We start from the raw sequence: 15,453 nt of genomic DNA, 5'->3' as shown, positions 1-15,453 counted from the left end.
GAGGTTGCTGCTTTCGAGGGAGGTCAATCAGTTTTCGGAAGGTTCCTGCAAGCGCGCCAACGCCCTTCGTACCATGCTGGCGTACTCCGCCGGACGCAACGTATAGATCTGTGACGCCACCCAACCCAGCCATGCACCTTGCAAAACAGCCTTCTGGTCGAACATCCGCTGGGCTTCGGCTTGCGCACTGGCCTGGTTCTGTTCGTGGAAGTCGGCACGGGTCAGGGTCATTATTCGCTGGCCTTGAAGGTGACCAGTTCCCCTTTGCGCCACTTGGCCGCCTTGGCGGTCACGGCTTTCAGGGTTTTGGTCAGGCCTTCCTGCAACTGTTGGTGAGCGGCGAACACCATCACCACGCCATGACCTTCCTTGAACACAATCCCGTGGCCATCAGCGGTGGTGACGAACGCGTAATCACCCAGGCCGTACACCGTCAGTTTGATTTCACGGAACTTGATGTCCAGCTTGCCGCCTTCGCGGCTGGGCAATACAGAGGCGCTGAAATGATCGCCGACCTTGAGTTTAAGCCCCGGTTTGTCATCAACCACCAGCGCCTCTTCGGTGTCGATCTCGGCAATATAAATGCCTTCAGCGTTCTGTTCGGTGATGTAAACAAAACGTGACTGGAACTGTTTAACCAGCTTTGCGCGCAAATCACCCAGCACGAACAAAGCATGCATATCGAGATTACTTACTGCCAAGGAAACATCCCCACATATGAAAATGATGCTGCACGCTAAAACAGCGCACAGCAGAAAAAAGCGGCAATGCCGAAGGTGTCGCAAAAAGACCCGGGTTGAAATCCTGAAACGAGCAGAGGGCTCATCCATCGCGAGGCTTGAGAAGACTACTGGAACAGCACTCACGTCGTCTTGCCTGGCGTTCGTCAGAGGTTGAAGGAAAAAGCCCTTCCGACGGCCAGAAAAACGGGACTACCAACTTTAGGGAAAAATCTCTTTAACAAAAGCACTTTTCCGACATATCGCCAGCAAAAAATTGCTTTAGATGAACATCGATCGCCAAACACTGACGGTGATTCTAGAGCAGCGATGCTCTTCGAGACTACCCAAAACCACGTACGCACGTCGGTAAAACAACGAAAAGGACTTCATATGTGCACGCTGACACATTTTGCTCACCCTCAGGCGCCTAACACGAACAGCTCGACAACACTGCCCCCCGGGATGTTTCAACCGCATGAATACTACCCTGAAGAGCCCGCCCGGCCACGCTTTCAGGTCATTCTGGCCGGCAATGCCTTTTTTCATATCAAGGAAACTTCCACCGGTCGCGTCAGAGGTTTCCGCGGTAATCATAACGAAGCCTGCGCCCTTGCGCGCTCGCTCGAGTTACGTGATTGACGGTTCCGCCACGTTCATTTCCATAGACGCTTCGTCATGCCGGCGACTTAACTCAGCCGCCAGCATGCAACTACTGCCATACTGCCCGACCAATGAAACCCGTCCCCAGGGCGGGCGGCGTTCAAAACATCAGAATATTTTCAAGGGAAGGCGGCTACGTGACGGAATTTGATATCGGTGAATTTTTTATCCGGGGCGAAGCCAGAGAAGTCGAAGGCGAATTCCAGGCAGTCATTATCATGCGCGCCAAACCACCGCTGACCACCGTGACCTATCACCAGGTCGAGAAGGATCGTTGGTTCAAGACCTCGGACGTTGCCGCCGTTGCCGCCCAGGACGCCGCCAAGGCACTGAAGGTTGCCGTCGATGAAGGGGCCTTGAAAGCCTGAGATGGGGTGGACAAATCCGGGAACCGCGCTGGAACAGCGCGATTTTCATGACCGTCAGCGGGCGGTAACAGACCAGAGCCTGTCTCGCTGACAGGATCGACACCCCGGCCCGAGAGGTGTCTGCGGCGTGCCAACCTTGCACAGATTGCACGCCTTCATGTCGACAAATGATCAGATCAGCTTGCGCTTGACCGCTTCATCCAGCGTGCTTTGGGTCAGATGCTTGAGCAACACGTCCCCTCGTTCATTGAACGGCAACCCGACAATCAGCAGGATCTGCAACCAGGTGCGAGTGCTCTCCTGTTTGACGACTTTACCCAGCACCTTGCCTTCCTGATCCTTGAACACCGTTTCCAGCGTGAAGGTATTGCTGAATGTAGTCGGGATCACGAACAACGTGAACCCCGTCAGCCAGGCACTGGCGATATTTCCTTGCTCGTTATTGGTCAAGGTACTCGTGACGTACAGGTTTGAGTCGACTTTGTCCGTGGTCACGTTTTTGAACTGTCCGGATTCCTTGAAGGTTTCCAGCATGTTCTTTTCCACCAGCGCCGCATTGCCCACGCCACCCGACAGTTCGCCGTTGAACTGCTGCTGAGTGGTCACGTGCAGATAAGCACTGGGCTTGTCTTGCCTGGCCTGGGCCGGTGGCCACTGATCCACCGGTGCCAAGTCATGCTGAGAGTAGGAAATGCAGCCAGTCAGGCTGCTGCTGAGCAACGCCAGCAAAACCAAAAGGTATTTATTCATGTGCTGCCAGTTCCTTTGACGGTGTACGCAGTTGAGGGGTGGCACCGGCCAGCAATTGAGCGATCAATTCGCGCAACTGAGCACCACCCAGGCGGGGATTGAGATAATCGGCGTTCCACAGACCGACATTCTTGTCGAGCTTGACCTGCTCGACCGACCTGGCCAGTTGCTTACCCTGACGGTCTTCAATGATCAGTTCGCCCGCGAGGTCGTACTTGTCGACGTAAATCGGACCGTCAACCCAAATCCAGAGGGTCAAGGTCACCAGCGCGCCGGGAATATAAGCCGGATGCATGGTGCGTTTACCTGCCAGCGAGGTCAGGTTGAACTTGAGCACCACATCGTCCTCACCGGCCTTGGCCGGGAACACCACGATTCGCTTGAAGTAATCACTTTTGTCGACATAAGCGCTGATCTGCTCGGTCAACTGCCGGCTACCGGCGACACGCACCTTATCGTCCAGCTCGGGGGCGGAAATCACCACGTCGCTGATCTCGGCACTGCGATCAAGGGTGGATGGCGCGGGGCTCAAGGGTTCGCCGATGGGACCCAGCGGGGTGAAAGACACACAACCAGTCAACGACAGACCTAGCGCGATGGCCATCAGATAAACAAGACGCTTCACTGCATACATCCTTTTCATGCGGGATCGGGGATGCGTCGGCTCGAAAGAAAATCGTGCAAGGGAGGGGCAATTCAGCACTGAACGGCGGGAAACCTGAGGGACCGAGTGTCGCCTACATCCTTGCTCGAACTCTTTGAATGGCGGCTCAGTGACGCCAAAAACGCGACGGCATCGTAATCGTTGGAACCCCGACAGGCAATAGCCTAGTGCCATCATTGTGGCGAATCCGCAGAAAGCTGCTAAACCCCTATCGAACTCTTGGCGCGCGGTTCCCTCAGATGCAATGACGTTGCACTGCCGATTGCGCACCTGATGCGACTGAATACTCTCAGGGAGATGAAGATGGATTCACCTACACACGACTTGAAAGGTTTGTTCGACCAACTCGGCCTGGACTCCAGCGAGAAGGCCATCGACGATTTCATTGCCAGCCATTCACCCCTGGCCGATGACAAGAAACTCATCGATGCCGAGTTCTGGACCCCGCAACAAGCCGGCTTCCTGAAAGAACAATTGCGTGAAGACGCGGATTGGGCGCGGGTAGTCGACGACCTGAACCTGCGTATGCATCAGATCCACTAGCCCACATATCTTGAGTCAACGAAAAACCTGTGGCGAGGGGATTTATCCCCGTTGGACTGCGTAGCAGGCCCATGTTTTGGGGCCGCTTCGCGACCCAACGGGGATAAATCCCCTCGCCACAAAAGCCGGCATCGCGCGTCTAGCGAGGATTTTCGGGTTTGTAACCCAACCGCAAACCACCCCAATGCCGGCCCTTGAGCATGATGGGCACCGAAAGGTCGTGCATCAGTTCACCAGTGTCGCGGGTATAGGTTTGCAGCAGTACGGCCTGTTGATGGCTGCCACAGCGAATCCCGGTGCGATCGGCAAATTTGCGTTTGGTGCGGTTCTGCAAGGTATCGACCTGCGCATCACCGGTCAGGGGTTGGCTGAAGACCTTGTTGTGGGTCGGCACATAGCCCTGCTGCGTACAGGCGATGGCGAACACCAGGCCTTCATGACGCGGCAACAACGGCTCCTGGATCGCCGGCAAGACCTGATCGGCGTAGCGATCGAAGCGGGTCTGGTACTTGGCGGGGCTGGTGCCGGGAATGGTTTGGTAATTGCGGTCAAACAGGTCATCGAGGCTGACGCGGCCCTCATCGATATCCGCTTCGAAACGCGCCGCGATCTGACTCGCGCCTTCACGGGCGAGGTCATAAATCCGCTGGTGATAGTCATCCAGCCCGACTTCGGCGAGGCGTTCGCTGATGGTTTCGGCCTGACCTTCCATTTGCACGGCGGCTTGGGCCAGGCGTTGGGTCTGTTGATCACTGATCGCCAGATCGCTGCGCATCTGTTCGATGGCGTGAAACAGGCTATCGAGTTGTTCGCGGTTGGTGTCGGCGCCCCTGGCGATTTCCCCGACCTGGCTTTCGACGCCGGCAGCCAGACGCGCAATGTTCTCCAAGTGCTGACCGGTGTGCTCGACCTGCTCGACACCGGTGTCGAGGTCGCTGGACAGTTGACGGATCTGCTCCACCACTTGCGCGGTACGCTGCTGAATATCAGCAACCATTTCCCCGACTTCGCCGGTGGCCGTCGCCGTGCGCGCGGCCAGACCGCGAACCTCATCGGCCACCACCGCAAATCCGCGACCGTGCTCACCGGCCCGCGCCGCCTCGATAGCCGCGTTCAATGCCAGCAGATTGGTCTGGCTGGCGATGGACTGGATCACCAGGGTGACCCGTTGGATATCATCACTGCGCAGGCTCAGGGCTTCGATCAGTTCACGGCTGTTACTGGCGCGCTGACTGAGTTGATGCATACGGGCGATGGACTCGATCAGCTCCGTACGTCCCGCCGCGCTGCTCCGATGAGCCTCACTGGCCGCACTGAGCGCTTCCCGGCTGAGTGTCGAGGTGGCTTGTTCGGTCGCGATCATCACTTCGGCGTTGCTGACAATCTGCGCCGCGGCACCGAGCTGCGACTGCAGTTTGTCGGCCAGTTGCTTGACCGAAAAGGCCACACCGGCGGCAGACAACGCGTTATGACTGGTGGTGTAGGAAAGATCGCGAGTCAGCTCGGCAATCGCGCTGGCACTGTCGATGGGCGTTGCCTCAGGGATGGCGCGCGAGCGTAAGCGAGGTAGCCAGATCACCAGCACCGCCAATGGCAGGCCAAGGTAAAGCGACCAGCCGCCCAGCGTCATGCCGCACAACAAGAGCATCAGGGCGATGCTTTGCAGGGTCGGCGTCAGCCAAAGGTTTTTCGGCAAAAGCACGGGTGCAGACGCTGCTGCAACCAGAGATCCGTCACGCGTCATCTTCGTCACCCCACCCATAATTCTAATTGTTGTATCGGCATTAAACGCCACTACAAGGCCATTATCTATGGTCCATTAGTAGCGGGTATTGCAGCAGATCAATAGAAGCACGCGGGTTTTTCGCAGACGAAAAAAAGCATCGCGGGCAAGCCTTGCTCCTGACAGGAGTGAGGCTTGCCCGCGATGCGGGGCGTTACGAAATCAGGCCTGACGCTGGTGCTTGTCGATCTGTTCGTGACGCTCTTGAGCTTCGATGCAGTACTTGGTGGTCGGGCTGATCAGCAGGCGCTTCAGGCCAATGGCCTCGCCGCTGTCGTCGCACCAGCCAAAGCTGTCTTCCTTGATGCGTTCCAGAGCCTGTTCCAACTGAGGCAGCATGCGCTGGTCGCGATCGATCGCGTTCACCAGCCAGGTGCGCTCTTCTTCAACAGAAGCAGCGTCGGCCGGATCGGCCGGGGTGTCCAGGCTTTCGATGGCGATGCGGTTCTGTTCGATGCGCTCATGGGTTTCGACTTTCATGTTCTGCAACAGCTCAGAGAAAAAAGCATGTTGCTCGGCATTCATGTAGTCATCCGCCGGCATGGCCAGCAACTTGTCCTTTGTCATTGATATCTCTATAAAAAAACGTGCATTAAGGCGAATTAGGGAGCGTTCCGGCGGACCTGGGTCGGCCATCGGAACGGCGCCGTTTAATTCCAAGCGCCACCCGGCACTCAATTTACGAGGGGCGGCAGTCTAAGGCCGACTTGAGGCCTCAGCAACTGAAAAGACAGCGAATTCGTCCGACAAAGCCCTGAAAGTGCTCTATGGCAGTCTTTGCGGTGGTTATCGGAGTGCGTTTATAGCAAGAAATTCAATCGAGCGGCTGTATATAGAAGACAAATGGTTACGCCACGCGGGTCAGGCGTGGCGCATTGGCTGCTTGATCTGAGGCTCAGCGCTTGAGTTTGCGCTTGTTGCGGTACTGATCGATGACCACTGCCACCACGATGATCAGGCCTTTGATGATGTCCTGAATGTAGGCATCGACGCCGACGAAGGTGAAACCGCTGGCCATGACCCCGAGGATCAGTGCGCCGATGACCGTGCCGGTGATGCGCCCTACTCCACCGGCCAGGCTGGTGCCGCCGATCACGGCCGCGGCAATCGCGTCCAGCTCATAAGACATGCCCATCCCGGCCTGCCCGGTCGCGGCCCGTGCCGACGCCACCACACCCGCCAGGCCAGCCAGCAAACCGGCGATGCTGTAGACGATCACCAGATGCCGCTTGACGTTGATCCCCGAGGTACGCGCCGCCTGCATGTTGCCGCCGATGGCGTAGGTATACTTGCCGTACTTGGTGTAACGCAGGGCGATGTGAAAGATCACCGCGACCACCAGGAAAATGATCACCGGCATCGCGCCGTGCCCGATCGCCGTGTAGGAATCCGAGAGCATGCTCACCGGTTGGCCTTCGGTGTAGTAACGCGCAAGGCCACGGGCCGAGACCATCATGCCGAGAGTGGCAATGAACGGCGGGATGCCGGTGATGGCAATGATGCTGCCATTGATCGCCCCTGCCAGCAGCCCCACCCCGAGCCCGGCAATTACCGGGATCCACACTGGCAAGTCAGTCAGCGACGGGAACACCGCCCGGGCGAAGTCCGACGTCTGGGCCAGGCTGGCAGCGATCATCGCCGACAGCGCCAGCACCGAGCCGGAAGACAGGTCAATACCCGTGGTGATGATGACCTGGGTCACGCCGATCGCCAGCAGGCCGATGATCGACACCTGCAGAATCATCAGCACCAGACGCTGGGAGTTCATCAGGAAGCTCTGGTCGCGCACGATCCAGCCAAACACTTCGAAAACCAGGCCGATGCCAATCAGCACCAGAAAAATACTCAACTCGGTCGGAAAGCGCCGGCGACTCTTGACCGGTGCGGTTGCTGGCTTGTTTTCCAGTATCGCGTTCATAAACACTCACCCTTCTAAAAAATCCGGCATCGAATACATACCCTGTGGCTAGGGAGCTGCTGTGGTGAGGGGATTTATCCCCTCACCACAGAATCTCTGCTCACCACAGAATTCCTACTCACCCCTAAATTGCGTCCACCCTTGATTTAGTGAACCGCGGACATGCCCGAGGCCAATTGCATCACTCGTTCCTGGGTCGCTTCGCTACGGTCGAGGGTGCCCATCAGGTCGCCCTCGTGCATGACCATCACCCGGTCGCTCATGCCGAGCACTTCCGGCAGTTCCGAGGAAATCATGATCACCGCCATGCCTTCGCTGGCCAGGTAGGAAATGAGCCGGTAGATCTCGGCCTTGGCGCCGACGTCGATACCGCGGGTCGGCTCGTCGAGAATCAGGACCCGTGGATTGGTCATCAGCCAGCGCGCCAGCAAGGCTTTCTGCTGATTACCGCCGGACAAGGTGTCGATGCACTGCTCCAGCGACGGGGTTTTGACCCGCAGCTTCTTGCACATGTCCTCGCACAAGGCGCGCAGGGCTTTTTGCTGGATGAAACCGTGGCCGGCGTAATGTGGCAACACCGCCATTTCCATGTTCTCCAGCACCGACAGGCACGGAAACAGGCCGCTGAGCTTGCGGTCTTCGGTCAGTAACGCGAAGCCCTTCTCGATCGCCATGTGCGGATCGCTGATGCGCACCACTTCGCCGTCGAGACGCATCTCGCCACCGTCACTCGGGGTGATGCCGAAAATCGCTTCGGCCACGTTGGTCCGCCCCGAGCCCATCAACCCGGCGATGCCGAGGATCTCGCCGGCATGCAGATCGAAAGACACATCCTTGAAAATGCCGTCCAGTTTCAGATCGCGAACCGACAGCAGCAGATCGCCGATCGGCTTTTCACGCACCGGAAACAACTGGCTCAGCTCGCGGCCGACCATCATCGAAATCAGGCTGTCGCCGTCCATGCTGTCGGCCCGCTGCAGGCCGATGTAGGCGCCGTCACGGAACACCGCCACTTCATCGGCGATGCTGAACACTTCGTTCATTTTGTGGGTGATGTAGATGATCCCTTTGCCCTGACTCTTGAGGTCGGCAATGATCGAGAACAGATGCGCGACTTCCTTGTCGGTGATGGCCGAGGTCGGTTCATCCATGATCAGGATGTCGGAATCATAGGACACGGCTTTGGCGATCTCGACCATCTGCCGTTCGGCGATGCTCAGGTTGCCGACCAGCTCTTCAGGATCGAGGTTGATCCGCAGGCGTTCCAGCAGTTTCGCCGTGCAGCGATGCATTTCACGGTGGTCGATCATGTGGAAACCGTTGAGCTGCTCACGGCCGATCCAGATGTTCTCGGCGATGCTCATGTGCGGCATCAGGTTGAGTTCCTGGTGGATCATCGCGATTCCGGCCTGGAGCGCAGCCAATGGCGTTTCGAAGACCACCGGTTTGCCCCGCAGGCGCAGTTCACCGGCGTCCGGCTGATAGATGCCGGCAATGATTTTCATCAGGGTGGATTTGCCCGCGCCGTTTTCGCCCATCAGGGCCAGTACGGAACCGGGGCGTACCCGAAGCTGCACATCGGACAAGGCCACCACACCGGGAAATCCCTTGCTGACGTTGATGATCTCCAGCAGGTACGGCTCATCGACAAGTGTTGCAGCTGGCTGGATACCCACCAACGGGGTGCTCGAAGCAGTCGCTGAAGCGAACATGATCAGGTACTCCATCAGCAAGGTCGCGGTCGCAACCTTGCGTGTTTATTGTTGTTATTGAACGCACGGGCTATTTGAACGTGTCGACGTTTTGCGGGGTGATCAAGCGGTATGGCACCCACACGGCCTGTTCAACCGGCTCGTTTTTGGCCATTTTCACAGCGGTGTCGATCGAACCGTCCGCCTGACCCTTGGCGTCCTGGAACACCGAGACGGCCATGTTGCCTTTCTTGATCGCGTTCAGACCGTCCGGCGTTCCGTCGACACCGGCGATCAGCACACTGCCTTTCTCGACGCCGGCCTGTTGCAGGGCCATCGCAGCACCAATGGCCATTTCATCGTTGTTGGCGATCACCGCGTCGAACTTGCGGCCCTGGGTCAGCCAGTCGTTGACCAGGGTCATGCCCTTGTCCCGCAACCAGATACCGGTCTGCTCTTGCTCGATCTTGATGTTCGGGTATTTGGTCAGAACGTCTTTGACGCCCTTGGTGCGGTTGGTGGTGGAGTTGTTCGCGAGGTCGCCCAGCAGAATCACGATGTCGCCCTTGCCGCCCATTTTGTCGGCCAGGTACTGCATCTGCATTTCACCGGCCTCCAGATCGTTGGAGGCGACAGTGACCACGCCTTTGGGCAGCTTCAGGTCATCGGGGCGGCGGTTGACGTAGACCAGCGGGATGCCGGCCTTGACGGCGGCTTCAGTGATTTTCTTGGTGGCGGCGGTATCCACCGGGTTGACCACGATGGCATCGACCTTCTGGCTGATGAAGCTTTCGACCTGGCTCAACTGCTTGACCACGTCGCTGCGGGCGTCTTCGAATTGCAGCTGCACGCCCTCGGGATAGGACTTGGCTTTCTTGTCCATGGATTCGCGCAGGTAGGTCAGCCAGGTGTCATCGAATTGGGACATGCTGACGCCGATCTTCATATCGGCGAGCGCCGCGCCACTGGCGAACATCAGGGACAAGGCAAGCGAGGCGAAGCGGATCTTGGTCTTCATGAAAAGTCTTTCTCCACATTCTTGTTGGTTTTATGGATGAGGCGTGACGATTTCAATAAGCGGGCAAGCGGGAAAAGGGTTGAAACAGGTGGCGAGGCAGGTCGCTGGAAATGACTCTATTAGAATATAATTTCTATATCAACTCATTTTAGAATTTTATTCTGATTTTATTCCATGACTCTTGAACGGGCTCAATTCCACCACTTGATGCCGCTCGGCGCTCAGTCGCGCAGCGTCTAGAACGCGGGTGGTCGCCAGTGCATCACGGGCATCCACAGGCAGTGGGCCACCGCTCTGCAACGCGGTTTGTAGCTGTAAATAGAACTGATTCCAGCAACCGCGCTCGGAGGGCACCCGCTCGCGCACTTCGCCCTGTTCGAACCAGCCCCAGCGGCGATGCTCTTCAACGCCCCAGCGTTCACCTTCGGATTTCGGCGAGAGCCCGGCGAGCGCCGATGCTTCTTGCCCGTCCAGGCCATCGACGCTGTAACAGCCTTGGCTGCCGGTCACCCGAAAGCGCGGGCCGGGGGTGTTTTGCAGGCAGCTGCCGCCCAGGTGTGAGGTGACGCCACTGGCATGGGTCAGGGACATAAAGAAGCCGTTATCGAAAACCTGGCCTTTTTCCAGGTAATCCAGCTCGGCGTAGACCCTTGTCACCGGGCCGAACAACAGCAACGCCTGATCCACCAGATGGCTACCCAAGTCGCGCAGGAAACCACCGCCACTGCCGTTGTTCACCGCCTGCGGTGAGTAACGCTCGATCCGCGATTCGAAACGGGTGACCTGGCCCAATGCACCGGATTCGATGAGTTTGCGCACGGTCAGGAAGTCCGAATCCCAGCGACGGTTCTGGTAGACGCTGAGCTGCACACCCTGGCGCTCGGCCATGGTAATCAGGGTTTGAGCTTGCTGCGCATCGGCGGCGAACGGTTTGTCGCTGACCACCGTCACCCCGTGTTCGATACCATCGAGCACCAATGCCGGACGCCCCTTGAGCGGGGTGGACACCACCAGCACATCGATCCCGGCCTCCACCAGTTGGCCGATGCTGTCGAACGCTGGCACCCCTGGGTGCTCGGCCGCCAGCAACTGTCGACGTTCCGGTGAACGGGTGACCACACCCACGAACGTCGCCGCCGGCAAACTGCTGATCAGCGGAGCATGGAAAAACCGGCCGCCATGGCCGTAACCGACAAGTCCGATACGCATGTGTGCATTCCTTCTTATTGTTATGTAATCGCTCACTCGATCTAAACGGCCCTGTACAAGCGGGCTTGCTCGCGAAGGCGTCAGTACAGTCAACATTGATGTCGCCTGACACACCGCCTTCGCGAGCAAGCCCGCTCCCACAAGGAGCGGGGTTAGCCGTAGAAGTGTGGGCGGTCAGGGAGGGCAACTTTGACGATGGCCCCGCTGTTCTGTGCTTCGATGCACGCGTCTGCTGCGACGGCAGCGGCGAAGCCATCCCACGCTGACGGGCCACCGACCTGCCCGGCCCGCACACCGTCGATGAACGCCTGCAACTCAACGTCGTACGCGGCAATAAACCGATCCTTCCAGTCCATCAAAATCGCGTTGGACAACTTCGCCCCGCTGCGCAACTGAACCTGCGACGGCTCCGGCAGTTTGGCGATGCCGGTCTCCCCCACCACTTCGCACTGGATGTCGTAGCCGTATTGGCAATTAACGAACACTTCCACGTCGATGCGCGTGCCCTTGGCGGTTTCCAGCAGAACGATTTGCGGGTCTTTCAAATGCGCGAGGGCCTTGCTGCTCTTGCGCGGGAACACCACTTGCACCGAAACGTAATCATCGTCGAGCAACCAGCGCAGCACATCCAGTTCATGGATCAGCGTGTCGGTGATCGCCATGTCGGTCTTGTAGTTCTCGCCCACGGTCGGGTTGCGGTGCGCGCAGTGCAACATCAATGGCTCACCAATCTGACCGCTGTCAATCACGGCTTTAAGTGCCCGATAGCCTTCGTCATATGGACGCATGAACCCGACTTGCACCAAGCGTTTGCCATAGGCCACTTCGGCTTCGACGATTTTGCGACAGCCTTCAGCGGTGACCGCCAGCGGCTTCTCGCAGAACACCGGCTTACCCGCCGCAATCGCCGCCAGCACGAACGCTTCGTGGCTCGGGCCCCAGGAGGTGACGAGGATCGCTTCGACTTCCGGCGCCTTGATCAGCGCGTGGCCGTCGGGATAAACCTCGGCGGTCAGCTTCAAGTCGGAAACGACCTTCGCCGCTTGCTGCAAGTTGATGTCGGTCACCGCAACGACCTGGCTGTTGAGCAAGGTCTGGCTGCAACGACGAATGTGGTCCTGGCCGATGGCCCCGGTGCCGATGACGCCAAGCTTCAAAGACATGTCTGTTCTCCTGTTGGAATTTTTGTAGAGCAATCAGTACTGACGGGCCTTGGCCAGTCGTTCATTCAGGGTCTTGGCCACCGCATCGGTGCGGGCGCTGGTGGAGACTTGCGCCACGCCGACCCGCCACCACGACAGGTAGCCGTGAATCATGGTTTTGGGCAGAACCTTGATGTCGATCAGCGTCGACACCGTCTGCAAGCGCGCATCGGCCAATGCGGCTTGCAGTTCCTCAACCGTGTTCACTTTGTAGGTCTTGCAGCCATAGGCCGCCGCGCTCATGGCGAAATCCACCGGCACGAAACCACCGTCGAGCTTGCCGGTTTCAGGGTTGCGGAACCGGAATTCGGTGCCGAAGCTGTCCATGCCGTTGCCCATCTGCAGGTTGTTGATGCAACCGAAGGTCATGTTGTCCAGCAACACCACGTTGATCTTGCGTCGCTCCTGAATCGAGGTCGCCAGCTCCGAGTGCAGCATCATGTAAGAGCCGTCGCCGACCAGCGCATAGACCTCGCGATCCGGCTCGGCGAGTTTCACGCCCAGTGCGGCGTTGACCTCGTAACCCATGCAGGAATAGCCGTACTCGACGTGATAGGTATTCACCCCCTTGCTGCGCCAGCTGCGCTGCAAGTCGCCGGGCAGGCTGCCGGCGGCGGCGACGATCACGGCGTCATCGGCGAGGGTTTCGTTGAGCACACCGAGCACGCGGCTCTGGGTCAGGCAGGAACCGGTCAGTTCGATGAATTCGCGCAGCACCGCCGGGTCCATGTGGTCGTTGATTTCCGGGATGAAGTCTTTGCTCTGGTATTCGACCTGATAGAGACGGTCGACTTCCTCGTCCAGTTGCGCCTTGGCCTGACGCGGTTGATCGCCCCACGCAGAACGGTAATCGCCCAAGGCTTCAGCCAAGGCTTGTAAGCCGACTTTGGCATCCGCCAGCAGTTGCACGCCGTCGAGCTTCAGGGCATCGCACGGGCTGATATTGAGGTTGAGAAATTGCACCTCCGGATGCTGGAACAGGGATTTCGACGCGGTGGTGAAATCGCTGTAGCGGGTGCCGACACCGATGATCAGATCCGCATCTTTGGCCAACAGATTCGCCGCCAGGCAACCGGTTTCGCCAATGCCGCCAACGTTCAACGGGTGACTGGACACCACCGCACTCTTGCCGGCCTGGGTTTCGGCGAAGGGAATATCGAAGCGCTCGGCAAACGCCTGCAAGGCGGCATTGGCGCCAGAGTATCTGACACCGCCACCGCAAATGATCAGCGGCTTGCGCTTGCCTTTGAACAGCGCCAGCGCATCACCGAGCATCGCTTCAGTCGCCGGACGACGTTCGATGCGGTGCACGCGTTTTTGCAGGAAATAATCGGGGTAGTCGTAGGCCTCGGCTTGCACATCTTGTGGCAAGGCCAGGGTCACCGCGCCGGTTTCGGCAGGGTCGGTGAGCACGCGCATGGCGTGGATCGCCGCCGTCATGAGTTGCTCGGGACGGTTGATGCGGTCCCAGTATTTGCTCACGGCCTTGAACGCGTCGTTGGTGCTGATGCTCAGGTCGTGGAACTGCTCGATCTGTTGCAGCACCGGGTCCGGCTGGCGGCAGGCATAGACATCGCCGGGCAACAGCAGCAAGGGAATGCGGTTGGCGGTCGCCGTCGCGGCGGCGGTCAGCATGTTCGCCGCGCCCGGCCCTACCGATGAAGAGCAGGCGTAGATCTTGCGCCGCAGATGTTGCTTGGCGAAACCGATGGCCGCGTGGGCCATGCCTTGCTCGTTGCGACCCTGATGGACGATCAGGTCGCCACTGTCCTGTTCCAGGGCCTGGCCCAGGCCCAACACGTTGCCGTGGCCGAAAATGGTAAAGATCCCGGCGACGAATTTGCTTTGAACCCCATCGACCTCGATGTACTGGTTATCGAGGAATTTCACCAGGGCCTGGGCCATGGTCAGTCGTGTCGTAGTCATGCTTGCACCTTCCTTTGAAGCTAAATCCGGTATGTGCTGTGAATACTGATCATTGTGGGAGCGGGCTTGCTCGCGAAGGCTGTGTGTCAGGCGACATCAATGTTGGATGTGCCGCCGCTTTCGCGAGCAAGCCCGCTCCCACAAGGGATCTCCATTAGCCTTGAGATTTTTGCAGGTGGTCCATGCTCGCGCCGATCGCCTGCTGGATATCCGCCAGGCCATGGACGCTGTCGGCAAACGGTTCGAACGACAGGTAGCCGCTGTAACCGCTGCTGAGCAAGGTGTCGATCTGCGCCGCGTTACCAAGGATGTCGCCCTCGCCCACCAGCACCCGATGGCCGTCGCGAATGGTCGCCAACGGTGCCTCGGCATCTTCGACACCGGAGATGTGCACCAAGCCAGTCAGTTCGGGAAAGAATTCATGCTCGCTGGCCAGGTGATGGTGAAAGGTGTCATGAACCAGACGGAACACATCCAGCCCGCCGATGGCCTTGATTGCGTCCACCGCCGTGCGCTTGCGGCGCAGCGAGCACTCTTCAAAACCCAGCGGTTCGATGAAACCGAGAATGCCGTGTTCGCGCAGGATCGGCGCCAGTTCAGTCAACGCCGTGCGCAGACCCGAAGCACGTGCGGCCTCGTTCCGCGGGTCGGCACGGTCGTTGAGCGGGCACATGACCAACCCTTGAGCGCCGCAATCACGGGCATAACCGGCCAGCTTCAAGGCCTGTGCGCGGCGCTCGTCATTCCACACATCAAACGGATACAGCGCGTTGATCGACAGCACCGTAATGCCTTTGGCGGCACACAACTCCCGGACGCGCTCGGGTGCGGTGCCGTCTTCGATCTCGACGCCTTTAAGGTCGTTGCGAATTTCGATGGCGTCGGCCTTGAGGGTCACCGCCAACTCGATGAACGCGGGCAGGGACAAACGTGGGGCGACCATACGGTTCAGGGCGAAACGCAGGGGTTTGCTCATTGTTGTTGTTCTCCGCACAGGTG

Annotated in this window: 16 protein-coding genes; 3 read left to right on the top strand and 13 right to left on the bottom strand. The window is 58.6% G+C overall.

Annotated elements, in window-relative coordinates:
* Positions 1–27 precede the first annotated feature (27 nt).
* Together KW848_RS28015 and KW848_RS28010 are read right to left on the bottom strand one after the other, a co-directional pair.
* On the bottom strand, positions 28–231 hold the full coding sequence (locus KW848_RS28015) for a hypothetical protein (RefSeq protein WP_046048120.1): 204 nt from the start codon (positions 229–231) through the stop codon (positions 28–30).
* On the bottom strand, positions 231–701 hold the full coding sequence (locus KW848_RS28010) for a hypothetical protein (RefSeq protein ID WP_076031578.1): 471 nt from the start codon (positions 699–701) through the stop codon (positions 231–233). The genes KW848_RS28015 and KW848_RS28010 overlap by 1 nt, the downstream gene beginning before the upstream one ends.
* A gap of 411 nt (positions 702–1,112) precedes the next feature.
* Between KW848_RS28010 and KW848_RS28005 the strand changes: the two genes are divergently transcribed.
* Positions 1,113–1,361 carry a hypothetical protein gene (locus tag KW848_RS28005; RefSeq protein ID WP_111452117.1) on the top strand — a complete coding sequence of 83 codons (249 nt, stop codon included), beginning with the start codon at positions 1,113–1,115 and terminating at the stop codon, positions 1,359–1,361.
* Positions 1,362–1,519: 158 nt separating this feature from the next.
* A complete protein-coding gene (locus KW848_RS28000) occupies positions 1,520–1,750 on the top strand; it encodes a hypothetical protein (RefSeq protein WP_008151675.1) in 231 nt (76 codons plus the stop codon).
* Positions 1,751–1,921: 171 nt separating this feature from the next.
* Here KW848_RS28000 and KW848_RS27995 read toward each other — a convergent pair whose 3' ends face one another.
* Together KW848_RS27995 and KW848_RS27990 are read right to left on the bottom strand one after the other, a co-directional pair.
* Complete coding sequence (locus KW848_RS27995; RefSeq protein ID WP_218538735.1) at positions 1,922–2,500, bottom strand: hypothetical protein; 579 nt, start codon at positions 2,498–2,500, stop codon at positions 1,922–1,924.
* Positions 2,493–3,125, bottom strand: coding sequence for a hypothetical protein (locus KW848_RS27990; RefSeq protein WP_218538734.1), 633 nt, complete (start codon positions 3,123–3,125; stop codon positions 2,493–2,495). Before KW848_RS27990 ends, KW848_RS27995 begins: the two co-directional genes overlap by 8 nt.
* A gap of 342 nt (positions 3,126–3,467) precedes the next feature.
* On the opposite strand from KW848_RS27990, the gene KW848_RS27985 reads away from it, so the two are divergent.
* Entirely contained in the window at positions 3,468–3,707 is a 240-nt protein-coding gene (locus tag KW848_RS27985; RefSeq protein ID WP_033057641.1) for a DUF2789 domain-containing protein, read from the top strand.
* A gap of 139 nt (positions 3,708–3,846) precedes the next feature.
* Here KW848_RS27985 and KW848_RS27980 read toward each other — a convergent pair whose 3' ends face one another.
* The 9 genes from KW848_RS27980 to KW848_RS27940 all read right to left on the bottom strand — a co-directional run bounded on the left by KW848_RS27980 (position 3,847) and on the right by KW848_RS27940 (position 15,430).
* Positions 3,847–5,451, bottom strand: a complete 1,605-nt coding sequence (locus KW848_RS27980) for a methyl-accepting chemotaxis protein (protein WP_218538733.1) — start codon at positions 5,449–5,451, stop codon at positions 3,847–3,849.
* A 201-nt stretch (positions 5,452–5,652) separates the two neighbouring features.
* Positions 5,653–6,057, bottom strand: a complete 405-nt coding sequence (locus tag KW848_RS27975) for a TraR/DksA family transcriptional regulator (protein ID WP_007907888.1) — start codon at positions 6,055–6,057, stop codon at positions 5,653–5,655.
* A 328-nt stretch (positions 6,058–6,385) separates the two neighbouring features.
* Positions 6,386–7,408 carry an ABC transporter permease gene (locus KW848_RS27970; protein WP_008153855.1) on the bottom strand — a complete coding sequence of 341 codons (1,023 nt, stop codon included), beginning with the start codon at positions 7,406–7,408 and terminating at the stop codon, positions 6,386–6,388.
* 146 nt (positions 7,409–7,554) lie between these two features.
* Complete coding sequence (locus KW848_RS27965; protein WP_218538732.1) at positions 7,555–9,120, bottom strand: sugar ABC transporter ATP-binding protein; 1,566 nt, start codon at positions 9,118–9,120, stop codon at positions 7,555–7,557.
* Between the two features lie 70 nt (positions 9,121–9,190).
* Complete coding sequence (locus tag KW848_RS27960; protein WP_111452115.1) at positions 9,191–10,117, bottom strand: sugar ABC transporter substrate-binding protein; 927 nt, start codon at positions 10,115–10,117, stop codon at positions 9,191–9,193.
* Between the two features lie 156 nt (positions 10,118–10,273).
* Positions 10,274–11,326: a Gfo/Idh/MocA family protein gene (locus KW848_RS27955; protein WP_218538731.1), complete on the bottom strand. Its 1,053-nt coding sequence runs from the start codon at positions 11,324–11,326 to the stop codon at positions 10,274–10,276.
* 152 nt (positions 11,327–11,478) lie between these two features.
* Positions 11,479–12,489 (bottom strand): Gfo/Idh/MocA family protein, encoded by a 1,011-nt coding sequence (locus tag KW848_RS27950; protein WP_218538730.1) that lies wholly within the window; start codon positions 12,487–12,489, stop codon positions 11,479–11,481.
* A gap of 33 nt (positions 12,490–12,522) precedes the next feature.
* Complete coding sequence (iolD, locus tag KW848_RS27945; protein ID WP_218538729.1) at positions 12,523–14,454, bottom strand: 3D-(3,5/4)-trihydroxycyclohexane-1,2-dione acylhydrolase (decyclizing); 1,932 nt, start codon at positions 14,452–14,454, stop codon at positions 12,523–12,525.
* A 154-nt stretch (positions 14,455–14,608) separates the two neighbouring features.
* A complete protein-coding gene (locus KW848_RS27940) occupies positions 14,609–15,430 on the bottom strand; it encodes a TIM barrel protein (RefSeq protein ID WP_218538728.1) in 822 nt (273 codons plus the stop codon).
* Positions 15,431–15,453: the final 23 nt, after the last annotated feature.

The sequence above is a fragment of the Pseudomonas sp. PDM25 genome, assembly GCF_019219045.1.
Lineage (GTDB): Bacteria > Pseudomonadota > Gammaproteobacteria > Pseudomonadales > Pseudomonadaceae > Aquipseudomonas.
Note: the sequence above shows the minus strand (reverse complement) of the source record. Positions and strands in the feature narration are given on the sequence as shown.